A 16,582-nucleotide genomic window follows, 5' to 3' on the forward strand; every position below is an offset into this window, starting at 1 on the left:
TGCACCGGCGCCCATGGGCGCCCGACCACACCCTCGGCACACGATGCCATCCGCCGCCTGTGTTGTGCACCCATAGCCGGGGCGTCGCTTCGCTCGCCATCGGCTGGGCCCAAAGGGCTACTCCCCTCGCGTCGAGCCACCTTTTGGGACCGATCGATCGCACGAAGCACCGTTTGGGACCACTCGATCCTGCGAACGCCCGCTCAGACGCCGGCGGCCCCACGTTCAGCGCCATAGTGCGCCGCAAGGCGCCGGAAACCCTCATCGAGCGACACCGCCGGGGTCCACTCCAGGTCGGCGCGCGTGCGCCTCTGGTCGAACCAGTGCGCAGTCGACAACTGTTCGGCAAGGAACCGGGTCATCGGCGGCTCGTCAACGCCGGGCTTCACCCGCCAGACCGCCTCGATCAGGGAACCAGCGGTTCGAGCGACGGATGCCGGCACCCGCCACCGCGGGGACTCCACCCCTGCAGCCGCACAGATCCCGGCAAGCAGCTCGGCAACCGGCCGCGGCTCGCCGTTGGTCAGAACGTAGGAATTGCCGTGGACGGAATCCACCCGGGCGAGCGCCGCCGCGATAGCCGAAGCGGCATTGTCGATATAGATCGTGTCGATGAGCGCAGCGCCGTTATCGAGCAGCGGGAGCCGTCCCTGCCGTGCCCGCTCAACAACACGCTCAACGAGTTGGGTGTCGCCTGGACCCCAGACGAGGTGCGGGCGCACCGCAACCACCCTGAATGAATCCGAGTCCGCGGCGAGGGCGAGCAGTTCGGCTTCGGCCTTCGTTCTGGCATAGTCGCCCCGCGCGCGAAGCGGATCCGCCGGCAACGCGTCGTCCCCGACGATCGAGGTGCCAGCGTGCGCCACCGACGGCGACGAGACGTAGACGAAACGCGCGATCCCAGCGGTGCGAGCCGCGTCAAGCAGGTTCCGGGTGCCACCGACGTTCACCCGGTCGAAATCGGCCGGGTCCCCCGCGAGGGACACCTTCGCGGCGAGGTGCACGACCGCGTCCTGCCCGGAGACCGCCCGGGCGACAGCATCCGGGTCGGCCACCGAGCCGAGCGAGTCCGACGCACCGGCAACCCCGGACGGACGGCGTTGAAAACACCGCACCTCATGCCCGGCAGAAAGAAGTTCGGCAGCGACAGCCCGGCCGAGCAGACCGCTCGCGCCGGTGACCAGGACCTTCACGGGGCGACCATCCGCCCGCCCGCAAGGATGCCCTCAGCCCACGCCGACAACGCCGACCGGTTGATCTTCGAATTGTGACGGATGTCGGTCGGCAGGCGCGGCACGACGAGAACCGCGGCAAGCGGCACGTCGACCGCGGCACGAACGGCAGCCGCAAGCTCAGGAGGCGCCAGCGCGACGCGTCGGGCGCCCGGCGTGGTTTCCACCACCGCGACGACCTGCTGAACGCCCCGCGGGCCGACGCCCACGATCGCGGCACGCTGCACCGACCCAACGACCTCGGCCTGAAGTTCGGGCTTCACCGGGGTGACGACGCCGTCGGCGGTGACGAGAACGTGCGGCATCCGGCCTTCGACCCAGAGGCGACCGGCGGCGTCGAGGTGCCCGACGTCCCCCGTGCGGTGCCAGCGTTCCCCAGGAACTCCGCCGCGGCGGCTGGCACGGTGCGTGAGCCACAACCGGTCGTAGTGGTCCTCAACATGCGGCGCTGAGACCAGGATCTCACCGGTGACAAGCGCGGCATCCGTGAGTTCGCCGGTCGCGGCGCCGTCCGCATCGAGCGGTGAGATACGCACCCGGGTTTGGCCAGACGGTGTTCCGACGCAGACACCGCCCGTCCCGGACGTCGACGCGGCCTCCCGGATGCCGTCGAGCGTGATGTCGGTCATGAGCAGGCCCTCGGTCATGCCATACGGAGTGTGTGCCGTCGCCGACGGCATCAGCGCCGCGATGGCAGCGAGCATCGGTTCGGATACCGGGGCACCGGCGGAGAGGAACTGCTCGACACCGGCGAGGGCATCATGGTCGGCGGCGCTGAGCGCGGCGGATGTCGCAACGACGTTCGCGACGGCGGCAGGCGACAGGAACACAACGGTGGCATCCACCGCTTTCACCGCTGCCGCAACGGCGGTCGCGGTGAGTGTCTTCGGAGAGGTGACGTCCATGTCGGGAGTGACGGACCGGGCGCCGAGCGCTGGACCGAGCAGCGCGAACGGGGCGAAGCCGGCGACGAGACCGGTCCCCACCCCGACACCGTATTGGGCGGCCAGGGCGTCGCGCACGGCGGAAAGCTGCCCGTGCGTGTAAACGACTCCCTTGGCCGGACCGGTTGACCCTGACGTGAACAGGACCGCGGCGACGTCGTCTGCCGTCGGCGGTTCAGGCAGTTCTTCGTCGGACCCGAGCGACGCCAGCTGCGCAAGCGAGAAGGAGACGCCGAGTGCCCGGCGCGCCGGCCCCGCGAGCGTGGTCGTTGAGATCTTCTGCCCGGGCCAGCCGAGCGCCCGCGCGGCGGTGAGTCCGGGCAGCGCCCCGATGACGTGGTCGGCGCAGGCGCCACGAACCGCACGGGTCAGGCCCTTCAGCCCGAGGCCCGCGTCAGCGACGACGACGATCGCGCCGATCCGCAGGCAGGCGTAGAGCACGGCGACGAGGTCGGCGCTGGGCGGGATGAGCAGCGACACCCGGTCGCCCTTTTTCACACCGATCGAAACCAGCCCGGACGCGATCTGCCGCACCCGCTTCGACAGCAGCCGCCATGAGACGACACGCGGAGCCGGACCACTCGGTGGAACCATGTCGATTACGGCGGACTCGTCACTGTCCCGCAGGTCGTCGAGGTAACGCCAGAGCGGCGGGCGGGCGGGCTCAGCAGCCGCTGATCGAGGCCTTTCGGCGCTGCGGATGCTGTCGCCCAGCCAGGTGAGGACGGCAGCGGCGTAGTCCACGTCTTCGGCCACAAGGTGCCCGGCGTCTTCGAACCGGTGAACGTCGGCGTGCGGCATCCGGTCGATCAGGTCATCGAGGTACCGGTCGCTGAAGATCGGGTCTCGGGGTCCCCAGAGCATGAGCGCTGGAACCCGCAGGGTCGCGACGCTCTCGGCGATCCGGTCGAGTTCAGCGCGGCTCTCATGTTCGAGGTCGACGGGGATGTCGGCGACGAAACCGCCGATACCGCCGCGTCGCCCGGCACCGCGATACGGCGCGCGGTAACCGTCCTTGATCGACGCGGGCAGCGGGGGGTGCGCCAGCGCGAGAGTCGTTTCGAGGAACGCAGGGGTGGTCACCGTCGCGCCGCCGAGCACACCCGGCTGGAGTGCGAGACGCAGCGGCACGGGAATCGGCCTGCCCTCCGGCTGGTGCACGGCGGTGTTCAGCAGCATCACGCCGGCGAGAAGATCGGGGTGGTCGACGGCCCAACCGAGCGAGACGACTCCGCCCCAATCGTGGCCGAGCGTCAGAACGGGGCCGTCCAGGGCGAGTGCGTCGGTCAGCTCGCCGAGATCTCGGACCCGCCGGGCAAGCGAGCGGCGCGTTCCGGTGCGTTCCGAGAACCCCATGTCCAGCTGGTCGATGGCAATCACCCGCCATGCGTCACCGCCGGCCGCCGCGGCATCCGTCGCCTGAGAGACGAGCTTTCGCCACAGGTACGACCAGGTCGGGTTGCCGTGAACGCAGAGGATGGTGCCGACGGGCTTCACACCGAGGTCGGCGAGACGGCCGGCGTTGTCGAGCACATGCCAGCTTCGATCGACGGATGCGTCCGCCTCTCTCGCATGGACGACCCGGGAGAACGCGGGGTCGAGACCGTGAAGATCAGCGGGGGGCAGGCTCGCCGGTGCCCGAGTCCCCGGGGTAAGGGCGCCGCCCGCCTGGGGCAGACGCACAGTCACCAGGCGAGTTCCATCATCGCGGTGTTCAGCCCTGAGCCGACGCCCATCAGCAGGACACGATCGCCGGAGCGCAGGCTCGCCGATTCACGCTGGAGGGTGATCGGAATCGACGCGGGCCCCACGTTGCCGAGCTTCGGGTACGTCAGCGGCACCCGTTTACGGTCGATACCGACGGCCTTGATGATCGCATCCGTGTGGATGTCCGAGACCTGGTGCATGATATAGCGGTCCATGTTCGACCAGGTCCAGTCACCGCGGGCTTCCCTCCACGCCGAGACGACGAGCTGCATGCCGCCCTTCAGCAGAGCTTTGGCGTCGGTGAACATGCCGTCGACGCTGCCGACGCAGAGTTCGTTGAACTGGGTGGCCGCACGCGTCACGCCGCCGAGAATGCGGTGGCCTCCCGGGTTCGCGTCCGCCCGGCCGAGCACGGCGGCTGCCGCACCCGAGCCGAGGGTGAGGCTGGCGAACTCGCTCATGAACTCTTTGCGGCCGATGCCTTCACGGCCGAGGCGCTCGATCGTATTGTTCTGGATGTCGTCGGCGTCTTCGCCGTCGATGATCATCGCGTACTCGATCTGACCCGAATCGATCAGCTGCGCCGCAAGGCTCATTCCGTTGACGAAGCCGAGGCACGCGTTGGCGATGTCGAAGTTGATCGCCGATGACGGCAGGCCGAGACCGTGGTGCAGCTTGACGGCAACAGAGGGTTCGAGGTGTTTACGGGTCACCGAGGTGTTGATGAGCAGGCCGATCTGGCGGGCTGAGACTCCGGCTTCGGCGAGCGCGCGATTGCCCGCGTCGACGGCAGCGGTGTCGAAGGACTGGTTTTCGCCCCAGTTGCGGCGTTCGTGGACCCCGGCGACGCGCTGCAGCAGTCCGGTCGGCAGCTTGAGCCGCTTGAGCACCGGCCTCAGTCGGGAGTCGATCTCCTCCGAGGTCGTAATCCGGGAGGCGAGGGTGGCGGCGACGGACAGCAGCGCAACGTTGCGATGCGTGGTCGTTGCGTTTCCATCCAAGGGAACTCCCTGTCGAAGCTAAGTCGGGCTACGTCGTGCCAACCGATTTTACGTTGCCTTCAGGCCGATCGTTGACCGGGTTGCTTTCTGCCGGACGAAACGGAAGTTTCCAGCGGGGTGGCCCCTGCACCCGAGTTCCTCCGCGCCGCCGCGTCCAGAGCGACCGTCGCAGCCCGACGTCCCTCTGCGATGAGTCGAGGCACGTCCGACATCGCCCACTGCGCCATCCCCTCCATCTCGGGCTCGATCAGCACGACGGACGGGTCACGTCTGAGTTCGGCGGTGAGACCGAGCGTGCGCATCATCCGAACGTTCTCCCACTTGGCGTGCAACCGCACCACGATCACACACGCTCCGCCGAGCGCGCGGGCTGCGTCGACCGGCACATTGTCGAGCATGCCGCCATCGGCCAGCAGCGCACCGCCGCGGCGCACGGGCGGAAGCAGCCCCGGGACGGCTATCGTCGACCTCAGCGCAACACTCAACGGTCCTTCGTCGATCGTCACCGTCCGGCGCGTTCGGAGGTCGGTGGCGACCGCAGCGAATCGACGAGGTAGCTGCTCGATCAGCGGATCGGCGCCGAGAACGCGACGCACTCCCTCTGCCAGCGCCGCGCTGTCGAGCAGGCCCCAACGCGGAGCGGCGGAGAATCGAGCTATCGCGCGCCAATGAAACTCGAGCGCTGCACGCTCGATACCCGCAGGTTCGATACCCGCGGCGACCAGAGCGCCCGAACTGGTGCCGGTGGCGATACCCGGGCGGATGCCTCGTTCGGCAAGCACTTGGAGAACGCCGACGTGCGCCGCGCCGAAGGCGCCACCACCACCGAGGGTGAGCCCCAGCGTGCGGTCCTCGCTCACGTTGCCTTCCCTCCGGGTATTCCTGGCGGAAATGTAGCCGGTGCGGGTGGGCGATTACTGAAAGACAGAAGAGAAAAGCCCCGAGGTGGCGAGACCTCGGGGCTACATGGGAAAAGGCTTGAGGGCCTATCCCCGTAGCAGGAGCGGGATTCGAACCCGCGACCTCACGATTATGAGTCGTGCGCTCTCACCAACTGAGCTACCCTGCCGCGAAACTTCGCCCGGGCTGACCGAGAAAGTAACGAGCCCCGAGTCGGGTTTGAACCGACGACCTCTTCCTTACCAAGGAAGTGCTCTACCACTGAGCTACCGGAGCGTGACCATCACAAAATGGCACCAGTAGAGAATAGCATCACTGGAGCGGCCGCTCGTACCGCCTGCGCGGATCCATGCCCCGACATACGATGGAGCGAAGGATGATCGATGACTGAGAACGTGAACGCCCCAGCAATCGACATTCTGCTCGGCAACCGGTATCGACTCGTCGATCTGATCGGATCCGGCGGGATGGCGTCGGTTTACCGCGCCCGCGACGAGACCCTCGGGCGTGACGTCGCTGTCAAACTCTTTCGGGTGGCGTCAACGAACGCCGCCGATTTCGAGCGGCAGCAGGGCGAGATCGGCATGCTGGCGACCCTGTCGCACCCGGGCCTCGTGACGCTGTTCGACGCTGGCAACGACGAGAGCGATCCACTTCTCCCCCGCTCGTACCTCGTCATGGAGCTCATCCCGGGCCTCGACCTGCGGAACACCCTGGACAGCGGGCCGCTCTCGAGCGATGACGTACGACACATCGGAGCCGACCTCGCAGACGCGCTTCATTACATTCATGAGCAGGGCGTGGTGCACCGCGACGTCAAACCCGCCAATATTCTCCTCGCCCACTCGCCGGGGAACGACACCCGCCCGCACCCGAAGCTCACCGACTTCGGCATTGCACGACTGGTCGACGGCGCACGTCTGACCGCAACCTCCTTCACCCTGGGGTCGGCCGGCTACCTCAGCCCCGAACAGGCACGGGGCGAGCACGTAGGCCCGCCGTCCGACGTGTATTCGCTCGGACTCGTCCTGCTCGAGTGCGTGACCGGCCAGCGCGTGTTCACCGGCAAGGGCCAGGAGGCGGCATTCGCTCCGCTCACCCGCAACCCGGAGATCCCCGACGACCTCGACCCGATCCTGGCGGAGACTCTTCGGGCAATGACCTCCCGGACGCCCGACGCCCGGCCGAGCGCCCACGAAGTCGCCCTCGCACTCCGCGGCATCGCGCCCATCCACGGCTTCCAGCGAAGCGCCGCACCAGAGGCGGATACCACAGCAGCCATGATGATGGCACCGGATGCTCCAAAAGACGAAACCAGCCTTCTGCCCGTTCCCGAAGCTGTGACCGCTGTCCTGGAACAGGGACCCCCACCGCTCCCCAACGCTGCGGCCCGTTCTCACACTGCAACCCGTCTTCACACGGCAGCCAGCCCGCACACCGCAGACGCCGAGACGGCCGACATACCGCGACGCCAGCGAAGCTCTCCCGCGCAAAAAACGGAGAAGGCATCCGCTCGCCGCTGGCCAGCTCTTCTGCTTGCGGCCGTACTGTGCGCCGCCCTCCTGGCGCTCTCCGTCTCTTTCGGCGTGTTCGACGCCCCAGCCAACCCCACTCCCAGCGTGGAATACCCGGCAGTGCCCGGACCGATCGGCGAGCACCTCAAAGACCTTCAGGAAAGCGTGGAACCGTGAGAAAGAAACTCCTGTCCGCGTTCGCCGGGGCCGCCCTTGTGCTCTCGCTCACCGCGGGATGCCAGACGGCGCCGCCCGACATCACCTCGGACCAGGCCGCGGCCTTCCAGTCCCGTGTTCTCGCCATCACTGGCGCCGTTGCCGATGGCGGCTATGCGGCAGCGCTCGAGGCACTGACGGCACTCGAAACCGAACTCGACGCCGCGGCCGCCGCAGGCAGCGTCTCCTTCGCCCGGCACCAGCGCATCGAGGCGGCGATGACCGCCGTACGCGCGGATGTCCAGGCCGCCATCGACGCGCAAGCCGTTCCGGAGCCGGAACCCGCCCCAATCCCCTCCCCCGCGCCGGCACCCAAGAAGACCACCGCTCCCGTTCCGGAGGAGACCACCCCCGCTCCGGAGACCGACGCTGAGAAGAAGGCCAGGGAAAAGGCCGAGGACGAGGCCGAGGACGAGGCCAGGAAGGCCGAAGAAGAGAAGAAGAAGGCCGAGGAGAAGGCCGCCGAGGACGCGCGGGAGGCCGAGGAGAAAGCCGCGGAGGACGCCAAGAAAAAGGCAGAAAGGGACGGGAAGAAGCCCGAAGCTCCAGCGCCCAAGAGCGCGCCGACGGACGCACCAGCGCAGGCTGAGGTCTCCCCGTCGAACGATTAACAGGGAATCGCACGATTTTCAGGATCGAAAGCCGCACGCTCTCCTGACAGCCGTGCGATCTCCTGCAAACCCTTCGCCGATCATCCGCCCACTGCGACCGTCGCCGGCGTTGCCGAGAGGAGCGCGCCCGTCCGGGTCGAGGGTGCGACCCCGTTGACGACGAAGTCTCCGACCGCCTGCTGGCGGTAGATCGCCGGATTGTGGGATGCCACGGTGCGGGCGTTCCGCCAGTGCCGATCGAGACGCCGGGACTCGGCGGTGGCTGACGCTCCCCCGACCTCGAAGATGCGGGACGCCACCCGGAGCACGAGGTCGATCACCGTCGCTTGCACCCCGAAGACGTGCGCTTCAGCGCGTGCGAAGTCGGCATCCGTCGCGATCCCCGTGAGTTGCCTGTCGCTGACGGCCTGCACCGTCGCTGCCGCGGCCAGGACGCTGGCCGCCACGGTCTGCACCGTCCCGAAGCTCTCGCCGACGATCTGCAGGGCGACGGGATCCTGGCTGGGTGCGACGGCCGGGTTGAACAGATTCCGGGTCCGGGATGCCACGAATTCGGTGATCTCGGCGAGCGCCGCCTGCGCGATCCCGGCGAGTGTCGCCAGGTGCACCAACTGGTAGACGGCGTGCAGGATCGTGCGGACAGAATCGTCGGCGTGTTGCGGGTGGACGAACCGCGGGTCAACCGCCACGTCGTCGAACTGGGTGGTCCCCGACCCGGTGAGCCGCTGGCCGAAGCCGTCCCAATCGTCGAACACCGTGACGCCAGGGGCCCGGGCACTCACCTGAACGACAGCGCGCACCGGCTCTGCCTGCTCAGGATCGTCGAGAGCGGCGCTGACGAGGATCCAGTCTGCATAGAGCGACCCGGTCGTGTAGTACTTGGTGCCGTTCAGCCGCCAGCCTTTCGATGTGTTCTGCACCGTCGTCGACAGGTTGCGGAACGTTCCGGTGCGCTCGCTCTCGGCGTTGCCGACCAGGGCACCGTTTGCCAGCTGGTCGAACCAGAACGCCCGGTACTTCTCGTCCGGGTGCGCGAGAACATATTCGGTGAATCCAATGTGGCCTCGCAGAGCCTGCGGCAGGTTTGAGTCGGCCGCCGCCAGTTCGATGAGCAGTGCCACGAGCTCGTCGACGGTCGCACCGAACCCACCGAATTCGCGAGGCACCCGAAGACGGCCGAACCCGGCATTCCGCAGAAGTTCGATCTCTGCGACCGGAAGTGTCCGCTCAATCTCCCTCTCGATCGCCCCCGCTCCGATCGCATCGAAAACCGGCGAAAAGTGCTCGAAAAGGGCCTCATTCCGCGCGGCCGGTGAAGTGAAGTTTCTTTCGTGGGTCATCTTCAATCTCCTCAAGAGCCGCATCTTTGGCGACTGCATCCTCATTCAAGTGAAGAAGCTGCACAAGGCGAGGTTTGTTTCGTTCTGTGTCGGGAGGCATGGTGCGGCACCGATGACCGCCCATAAGCTCCCACCAATCCCCCGGCAGAGAAAGGCATGTCACCATGCGCAAACATCCCACGAAGACAGTCCCGCTGATCGCTGCAGGCATCGTCGCGATGGTCGCCCTCTCCGGCTGCTCCGCTGGAGGATCAATCGAACCAGCAGCGAACGCGAAGCAGCTCACGGGCGGAACCGTCTCGTACGGACACCAGCAGGAACCGGCGTGCGTCTTCGGCGGCTGGATCGAGCAGGCGTACCTCTCGTACCAGGTGCTCGACAACCTCGTGTCCCTCGACAAGGACCACAACATCGTTCCGTGGCTCGCCGAAACATGGCAGGCATCCGACGACCAGCTCAGCTGGACGTTCACGCTCAAGGAGGGCGTCTCGTTCACCGACGGAACACCGGTGAACGCCGAGGTGATCGCATACAACTTCGACTACTGGGCCGCTGGCGGCAACAGCACGGCAGCCGTCTGGCTCGGCGGGTACTACGAATCGGCCGAAGCCGTCGATGACCTGACGGTGAAGGTGAACCTCGCCAAGCCGTACCCCCTGTTCGCCGAGAACCTCACCCAGTCATACTTCGGGGTCCAGTCGCAGCAGGCGCTCGAGACGCGGACCGACGAGGAGAACTGCGCTGCCCCGATCGGCTCCGGCGCTTTCACCGTCGGCGAGTGGAACCGCGGCGAGAACATCATCCTTCACCGCAACGACGACTACACGTCGCCGCCCGCTAACGCCAAGCACGACGGCCCGGCTTACGTCGAAGAGGTGGACTGGAAGTTCATCTCCGACGCCACCACACGGGTGTCAGCACTGCGGGCCGGCGAAGCCGACGCGATCTACGACGTACCGGCCATCGAATGGAAGGGTGTCGGCGAGCAGGGCTACGAGCAACTCAAGTACGTCACCCCCGGTCGCCCGCAACAGATCAGCTTCAACACCGCCAAGGGCATCTTCACCGACGAGAACCTCCGCAAGGCCTTCGTCTACAGCCTCGATCGCAAGAGCATCGTCGACACTATCGGCAAGGGAGTGATCCCCTACGAAGGAAACGGCGCCGTCAGCCAGACGACACCGGGGTACAGCGAGAAGGCAGCGGATGCCTACAGCTTCGATCTCGAGAAGGCCAACGAACTCCTCGACGCTGCGGGCTGGACCGAGCGCGACGACGACGGGTACCGGGTGAAGGACGGAAAGACCCTCGACGTTCAGTTCCCATACTCCGGTGGGACGATCATCAACGCGGACGGCGCTTCGATCCTCCAGGGCGTTCAGCAGCAGGCGAAGGCGGCTGGCTTCAAGGTGAACCTGATCCCGATCCCGCCGAGCGCTGCAGCATCCGGAAAGTACTCCGGCGTCGACGGCTACGACATCTCGGTCGGCTACTGGACGAGTGTGAACGCGGGAATCCAGTACATCAACTGGCGCCAGAACCTTCCGGAGAGCCCGAACAACTGGAACTCCGCGTTCTACAACGACCCTGAACTCGAGGATCTCATCGTCCGGGCGAACTCCGCCATCGACCTCGACGAGCAGAACGCGCTCTACGCCGAGGCGCAGGAGTACATCGCCGACCGCGCCCTGTCGGTCGGGCTGTACGACCGGCTCTCGACGCTCGCGGTGAACCCGAGCCTCAAGGGCGTCTGGCAGGAAAGCTCGCAGGGAGGACCGGTGTTCCATGACGCATACTTTGTCGGCTAAACACACGGATGCTCCGCCAGCGACTCGGCGGCGGCTCACCGTCAGTCCCCGCGCGCGCTCGATCGTCGAGAAACTCGTCGGTGCGGGAATCGTGCTCTGGGGCGCGGCGACCGCCGCCTTCCTCGCCCAGGTCGCCCTGCCCGGCGACCGCGCCACCACCATCCTCAACGTCCGCTCCGGCCAGACCCAGCTCCGCACTCCGGAGGAACTCGCCCCGATCAATGCAGAGTATGGGCTGCAGGACCCGGTCCTCGTGCAGTACCTGGACTATCTCGGCGGGCTGCTGCGCGGAGACCTCGGTATCTCCTACCAGCAGCACCGGCCAGTGTGGGGAATCATCTCCGAGCAGGTCGGCGCGACGCTTGCCCTCACCGCGGTCACCCTTGTGCTCGCCTGGGTCATCATGGTCTTCTGGGTGACCCTGACCGCCGGTCGCGGCCCCAGGATCCGGGCCTTCGGTTCCGGCGTCGACACGGTGACCGCCGGTCTCCCGCCATACTGGCTCGGCATCCTCCTGCTGCTCGTCTTCGCACTCGGGCTGGGCTGGTTCCCGGTGATCGGCGGCACCGGTGTGAACGGGATCGTTCTCCCCGCGCTCACCCTGGCGATCCCGCTGGCCGGGTTCATGGGCCAGGCGACACGCACCGAGTTCGAACGTTCCCTCGACGCGCCGTTCGTTCTCACGGCGCGGATGCGGGGAATGGGGGATGTCGGCATCCGCCTTCGCCACGTCCTGCGCCACGCCGTCCTTCCCGCCGTAACGCTGTCCGGCTGGGCGATCGGCGCGACCATCTCCGGTGCCGTCATCGTCGAGTCGCTGTTCACCCGGCCGGGGATCGGCAGTGTGCTCATCACCGCCGTCGACTCGCAGGATCTCCCTGTTGTCACCGGCGTGGTCGTCCTCGTCGCCGCCACCTATGTGGTCGCGAATCTCCTCGTGGATCTCGCCTACACCCTCATCGATCCAAGGATGAAGAACTCATGACCGACCTCAGACAACAGGCCGTGGCAACGGCCCCGGTGCGCCGACACGTCTCAGCCGGTTTCGTCGCCTCAGCGATCACCCTCGGCCTCTTCGTCGTCGCCGCGGTCGCCCCGAACGCCCTCACGCCGCACGACCCGTTCGCCATGGACTTCACCCAGGCGTTGCAGTCGCCATCGCTTGTGCACTGGTTCGGCACCGACGAGTCGGGCAGGGACCTCTTCAGCCGGGTGATCTACGGCACGCGGGAATCCCTCGCCATCGGCGCGGGTGCCGCAGGGCTCGCGATCCTCGTCGCCCTCGTGCTCGGGTCCGTCGCCGCGCTCGCCGGCCGCATCCCGGCCGGGATCGTCAACCGGGTGATCGAGGTGCTGTTCGCATTCCCCACCCTGCTGCTCGCGCTGCTCCTCGTGTCAATCCTTGGCTCGTCGCCGCTCACACTCGTGATCGCAGTCGGCCTGGGCTCAGCACCGGGCTACGCCCGCATGGTGCGCGGCCAGGTCCTGTCGTCGAAAAACTCCGGCTACGTCGAAGCCGCCCGCGCGCTCGGCCACTCGCGGTCGACGATCCTCCGGCAGCACATCCTCCCCAACGCTCTCCGCCCGCTCATCGCCATCTTCACGATGGGCGTCGGGCAGTCGATCGTCTGGGCATCCGGCATGGCCTTCATCGGCCTCGGCGTCGCTCCCCCGTCACCGGAGTGGGGCGCCCTGCTGGACGCCGGCCGGGCCTACATCACCCAGGCCAGCTGGCTCACCGTCCTGCCCGGTTTCGTCATCGTGGTTCTCGCCCTTGCGGCGACCACCCTCGGCAAACACATCCAATCGTTCCTCGAGAAAGGTGAGAAAGCATGACGATCCTTGATCTGAATGCCAAACACATCGCAGATCTTTCGGCTAAGCGCCCTGTGCGGCTGAGCGTCGAGAACCTCAACGTGGGGTTCGAACGCAACGGTTCTCTCCGTCCGGTCGTGAAGAACGTGTCGTTCGATCTCGAAGCCGGGCAGTGCGTGGCGATCGTCGGCGAGTCTGGCTCAGGAAAGAGTGTTACCGCTCGCACCCTCGTCGGTCTGACCGGCGCGAACGCTGTCGTCGACGCGGGCAGCATCCGTCTCGGCGACGATGACCTCACGGCGCTCTCCTCCAAGCGCTGGCGGTCGATCCGCGGGCGCCGCATCGGTTTCATCCTGCAGGACGCCCTCGTCTCACTCGACCCGCTTCGCCCGGTCGGCAAGGAGATCGAGGAGGCGCTTGCGCTGCACGGCTGGGGCAACCGGGCGAGCCGCAAGCGCAAAGTGCTCGATCTGCTGGCGAGCGTCGGCGTGCCGTCCCCCAGGAACCGTGCGCGGCAGCGGCCAGACGAACTCTCCGGCGGACTCCGCCAGCGGGCACTGATCGCGTCGGCTCTCGCACTCGACCCCGAAATCGTGATCGCTGACGAACCCACCACAGCGCTCGATGTCACCGTCCAGGCCCAGGTGCTGCTGCTGCTCGAGGAGATGAAGCAGCGTGGGGTGTCGATCATCCTGATCAGCCACGACCTGTCCGTGGTCGCCCACCTCGCCGACCAGATCCTCGTGATGAGCGGGGGTGAGGTTGTGGAGCAGGGAACGGCACATCAGATCCTCACCGACCCGCAGCATCCGTACACGCGAAGCCTCATCAACGCTGTGCCGTCCCGCAAGACCCGCGGCTCCCGCCTGGCGCCCGCGCCGGCGGCCGCGCCCGTGCACACAGCGGCACACGCCAACGACGAGCACGCCTCGTTCGACGGGCCGGTACTCGAGGCATCCGGGCTGGTGAAGCACTTCACCGCCCCCGACGGATCGCGTACAACGGCGGTGGACGACGTGTCGTTCACGCTCGGTCGGGGCGAGACGCTCGGCATCGTCGGCGAGTCCGGCTCGGGCAAGTCGACGACGGCGCGGATCGCGCTCGCGCTCGAGGAGGCGGATGCCGGCACGGTCCGGCTGCTCGGCCAGGACTGGTCTGCGGTGCCTGAAACCCGGCGTCGCCGGCTGCGCAAGCAGATTTCGGTCGTCTACCAGGACCCGCTGAGCTCGTTCGACCCGCGCTGGAACACTGAACGGATCCTCCTCGACAGCCTCCCGGCCGGCGCTTTCACTACGGCAGCGTCGAAGCGGGAACGGGTCCTGGCCCTGCTCGCGCAGGTCGGCCTGCCCGACACCGTGTTGCACCGGTTCCCGCTGCAACTCTCCGGCGGGCAACGCCAGCGGGTCGCGATCGCACGAGCGCTCGCTCCGTCACCGTCGATCGTCGTGCTGGATGAAGCGGTGTCGGCTCTCGACGTTTCGATCCAGGCGCAGATCCTCGACCTGCTCGTCGACCTGCAGAAGCAGTTCGGTCTCAGCTACCTCTTCATCTCGCACGACCTCGGCGTGATCAGCCACCTGAGCGACCGGGTGCTCGTCATGAAGGACGGGGCCGTTGTCGAGAGCGGCACCGCCGATCAGGTCTTCACCGCCCCCGCCCACCCGTATACGCAGGAACTGCTCGGCGCCCTGCCGTCACTCGACGAGCACCGCGCGGTGTCCCTCTGGCCCGGCGCAGCATCCGTTCATTCAGCAACCGAAGGATCCACACCATGACCACGCGCCGCAAACCGCTCCACTTCAACGCCTTCGTGATGAACACGAATTCGCACATCAACCACGGCCAGTGGCGTCGGCCGGATGCCCACCAGACTGAGTTCAACGATGTGAACACCTGGATCGACCTCGCCCGGCTGCTCGAAGATGCGAAGTTCGATGCAATGTTCTTCGCGGATGTCTCGGGACTGTACGGCGATTCGGATGCCGACTACGAGGTGTACGTGCGGCACGGCCTCCAAATCCCGAGCAACGACCCGACGGTGCTGCTCGGCGCCCTGGCGGTTGTCACCGAGAACATCGGGCTCGCGCTGACTTCGAACGTGATGCAGAACCATCCGTTCAACTTTGCGCGGCAGGTTTCGACGCTCGACCACATCTCGAACGGCCGGATCGCGTGGAACGTCGTCACCGGTATGCAGGACAACGGGGCACGCAACTACGGCCTGCCGAAGCTCACCGATCACGCCGAGAGGTACCGCTGGGCTGAGGAGTACATCGATGTGACCTACAAGCTGTGGGAGGGCTCCTGGGACGACGGCGCCCTGCTGAAGGACAAGGAGAACGGCTACTTCTCCGACCCGAGCAAGGTGCACAAGATCTACCACGAGGGACCCCGGTACCGGGTCGAGGGCCCGCACTTGCCATCGCCGTCCCCGCAGCGGACGCCGTTGCTCTTCCAGGCGGGGTCATCCGGCTCCGGGCTCGCGTTCGCGGCACGCAATGCTGAGGCGGTGTTCATCATCTCGGCGAACCCGGAAGCTGCCCGGGTGCAGATTGCCGAAACCCGCCGCCTCGCCGTCGAGGCGGGACGCAACGCCGACGACATCAAGTTCTTCCCCGGCCTGAGCTTCATCATCGGTGACACCGAGGAGGAGGCACAGGAGAAGGCGCGCGAGTACGACAGGTATGTGAGCGTCGAGGGGTTCCTCGCGCACTCCGCGCAGGTCGACAGTGACGGACGCGTCTACGACCCCGAGACGCCGATCAAGGATGTCGAAACCAACACGACGAAGGGATTCCTCGAGTGGGCGGCCCTCAACATCCCGGACCGCGAACCGACCCTCGGGGACCTCGTCCGCCAGCGGGCCAACGTGAACCGCGTCGTCGGGACACCCGAGCAGATCGCTGACCAGCTGGAGAAGTGGCAGGATGCCGGAGTCGACGGCATCAACGTCATCAACTGGGTGATCCCCGGCTCGTTCGCTGAGTTCGCCGACAAGGTTCTTCCAGTGCTGCGGGGGCGCGGGCTGGCACAGAAGCAGTACGCGCCTGGCACGCTGCGTGAGAAGCTGTTCGGCACGCCGAGGGTGAACGAACGCCACCCGGCTGCCGCGTACCGCGGCGCGTTCACGGCGGGACCGACGACGTGGGATGAGGCCGACGAGCTTCGGCGTGCCGCGGCGTCGGCAGAGACTCAGACTTCGGCCGTCTGAGGGGGGTGAAGGCCGGCCCGGGTGCGTTGCGCGCCCGGGCCGGCCTTCGACATCCGGCCGCGCCCGCCGCTTCATCCGCTCCGGACCGAAACACCCGGCGCACCGAGTGACACCGACCGCAACGGGTGAATCCGCGGGCGCAGGAGCGGCGCCATCACGGAAGTGCGGCGCCGACCTGCCGCAATGTCACTGCAAGCGTTTCCAGATATTGCCCACTTGAACGCTGAATTACACCCTCGATCAGGCGAACTTTTGCGCGACCGTTACCTTCGTTCCCCGGTTG

The 16,582-nt window shown here is 67.0% G+C and carries 12 protein-coding genes and 2 tRNA genes; 7 read left to right on the forward strand and 7 right to left on the reverse strand.

All coding sequences use genetic code 11. From position 1 onward, the window contains the following. Window positions 1-203: 203 nt before the first annotated feature. From BM197_RS01350 to BM197_RS01375, 6 genes are all read right to left on the reverse strand, one after another. On the reverse strand, window positions 204-1,193 hold the full coding sequence (locus BM197_RS01350) for an NAD-dependent epimerase/dehydratase family protein (protein ID WP_090708143.1): 990 nt from the start codon (window positions 1,191-1,193) through the stop codon (window positions 204-206). Further along, a complete protein-coding gene (locus BM197_RS01355; protein WP_090708916.1) occupies window positions 1,190-3,859 on the reverse strand; it encodes an alpha/beta fold hydrolase in 2,670 nt (889 codons plus the stop codon). Before BM197_RS01355 ends, BM197_RS01350 begins: the two co-directional genes overlap by 4 nt. 2 nt (window positions 3,860-3,861) lie before the next feature. Continuing rightward, a complete protein-coding gene (locus tag BM197_RS01360; protein ID WP_090708144.1) occupies window positions 3,862-4,884 on the reverse strand; it encodes a 3-oxoacyl-ACP synthase III in 1,023 nt (340 codons plus the stop codon). 59 nt (window positions 4,885-4,943) lie between these two features. After that, complete coding sequence (locus BM197_RS01365) at window positions 4,944-5,744, reverse strand: patatin-like phospholipase family protein (protein ID WP_177216672.1); 801 nt, start codon at window positions 5,742-5,744, stop codon at window positions 4,944-4,946. 135 nt (window positions 5,745-5,879) lie between these two features. Then, a tRNA-Met gene (locus BM197_RS01370) sits at window positions 5,880-5,953 on the reverse strand. Window positions 5,954-5,988: 35 nt separating this feature from the next. Continuing rightward, window positions 5,989-6,060, reverse strand: a tRNA-Thr gene (locus tag BM197_RS01375). Between the two features lie 107 nt (window positions 6,061-6,167). On the opposite strand from BM197_RS01375, the gene BM197_RS01380 reads away from it, so the two are divergent. Then, on the forward strand, window positions 6,168-7,475 hold the full coding sequence (locus tag BM197_RS01380; RefSeq protein WP_090708148.1) for a serine/threonine-protein kinase: 1,308 nt from the start codon (window positions 6,168-6,170) through the stop codon (window positions 7,473-7,475). Then, complete coding sequence (locus tag BM197_RS01385; protein ID WP_090708150.1) at window positions 7,472-8,125, forward strand: hypothetical protein; 654 nt, start codon at window positions 7,472-7,474, stop codon at window positions 8,123-8,125. The genes BM197_RS01380 and BM197_RS01385 overlap by 4 nt, the downstream gene beginning before the upstream one ends. Before the next feature lie 80 nt (window positions 8,126-8,205). Here the strand turns inward: BM197_RS01385 and BM197_RS01390 are convergent, their stop codons facing one another. Further along, window positions 8,206-9,465 carry an acyl-CoA dehydrogenase family protein gene (locus tag BM197_RS01390; RefSeq protein ID WP_090708151.1) on the reverse strand — a complete coding sequence of 420 codons (1,260 nt, stop codon included), beginning with the start codon at window positions 9,463-9,465 and terminating at the stop codon, window positions 8,206-8,208. A gap of 164 nt (window positions 9,466-9,629) precedes the next feature. On the opposite strand from BM197_RS01390, the gene BM197_RS01395 reads away from it, so the two are divergent. From BM197_RS01395 to BM197_RS01415, 5 genes are read left to right on the forward strand one after another with little or no spacing between them, the layout of a single operon-like run. Further along, window positions 9,630-11,273, forward strand: a complete 1,644-nt coding sequence (locus tag BM197_RS01395) for an ABC transporter substrate-binding protein (RefSeq protein WP_090708153.1) — start codon at window positions 9,630-9,632, stop codon at window positions 11,271-11,273. Continuing rightward, entirely contained in the window at window positions 11,251-12,258 is a 1,008-nt protein-coding gene (locus BM197_RS01400; protein ID WP_090708155.1) for an ABC transporter permease, read from the forward strand. Before BM197_RS01395 ends, BM197_RS01400 begins: the two co-directional genes overlap by 23 nt. Next, window positions 12,255-13,109, forward strand: coding sequence for an ABC transporter permease (locus BM197_RS01405; protein WP_090708156.1), 855 nt, complete (start codon window positions 12,255-12,257; stop codon window positions 13,107-13,109). Before BM197_RS01400 ends, BM197_RS01405 begins: the two co-directional genes overlap by 4 nt. Then, the gene (locus BM197_RS01410) at window positions 13,106-14,863 is read left to right on the forward strand and encodes a dipeptide ABC transporter ATP-binding protein (RefSeq protein ID WP_090708158.1); all 1,758 of its coding nucleotides are present in this window, start codon (window positions 13,106-13,108) and stop codon (window positions 14,861-14,863) included. The genes BM197_RS01405 and BM197_RS01410 overlap by 4 nt, the downstream gene beginning before the upstream one ends. Further along, the gene (locus tag BM197_RS01415; RefSeq protein ID WP_090708160.1) at window positions 14,860-16,299 is read left to right on the forward strand and encodes an LLM class flavin-dependent oxidoreductase; all 1,440 of its coding nucleotides are present in this window, start codon (window positions 14,860-14,862) and stop codon (window positions 16,297-16,299) included. The genes BM197_RS01410 and BM197_RS01415 overlap by 4 nt, the downstream gene beginning before the upstream one ends. The last annotated feature ends 283 nt before the right edge of the window (window positions 16,300-16,582 follow it).

It is taken from the genome of Mycetocola miduiensis (assembly GCF_900115155.1).
GTDB lineage: Bacteria > Actinomycetota > Actinomycetes > Actinomycetales > Microbacteriaceae > Mycetocola_A > Mycetocola_A miduiensis.

Coding starts and splice junctions, on each gene's coding strand:
- BM197_RS01380 (WP_090708148.1), top strand. CDS start 6,168: ATGACTGAGAACGTGAACGCCCCAGCAATCGACATTCTGCTCGGCAAC.
- BM197_RS01390 (WP_090708151.1), bottom strand. CDS start 9,465: ATGACCCACGAAAGAAACTTCACTTCACCGGCCGCGCGGAATGAGGCC.
- BM197_RS01395 (WP_090708153.1), top strand. CDS start 9,630: ATGCGCAAACATCCCACGAAGACAGTCCCGCTGATCGCTGCAGGCATC.
- BM197_RS01400 (WP_090708155.1), top strand. CDS start 11,251: ATGACGCATACTTTGTCGGCTAAACACACGGATGCTCCGCCAGCGACT.
- BM197_RS01405 (WP_090708156.1), top strand. CDS start 12,255: ATGACCGACCTCAGACAACAGGCCGTGGCAACGGCCCCGGTGCGCCGA.
- BM197_RS01410 (WP_090708158.1), top strand. CDS start 13,106: ATGACGATCCTTGATCTGAATGCCAAACACATCGCAGATCTTTCGGCT.
- BM197_RS01415 (WP_090708160.1), top strand. CDS start 14,860: ATGACCACGCGCCGCAAACCGCTCCACTTCAACGCCTTCGTGATGAAC.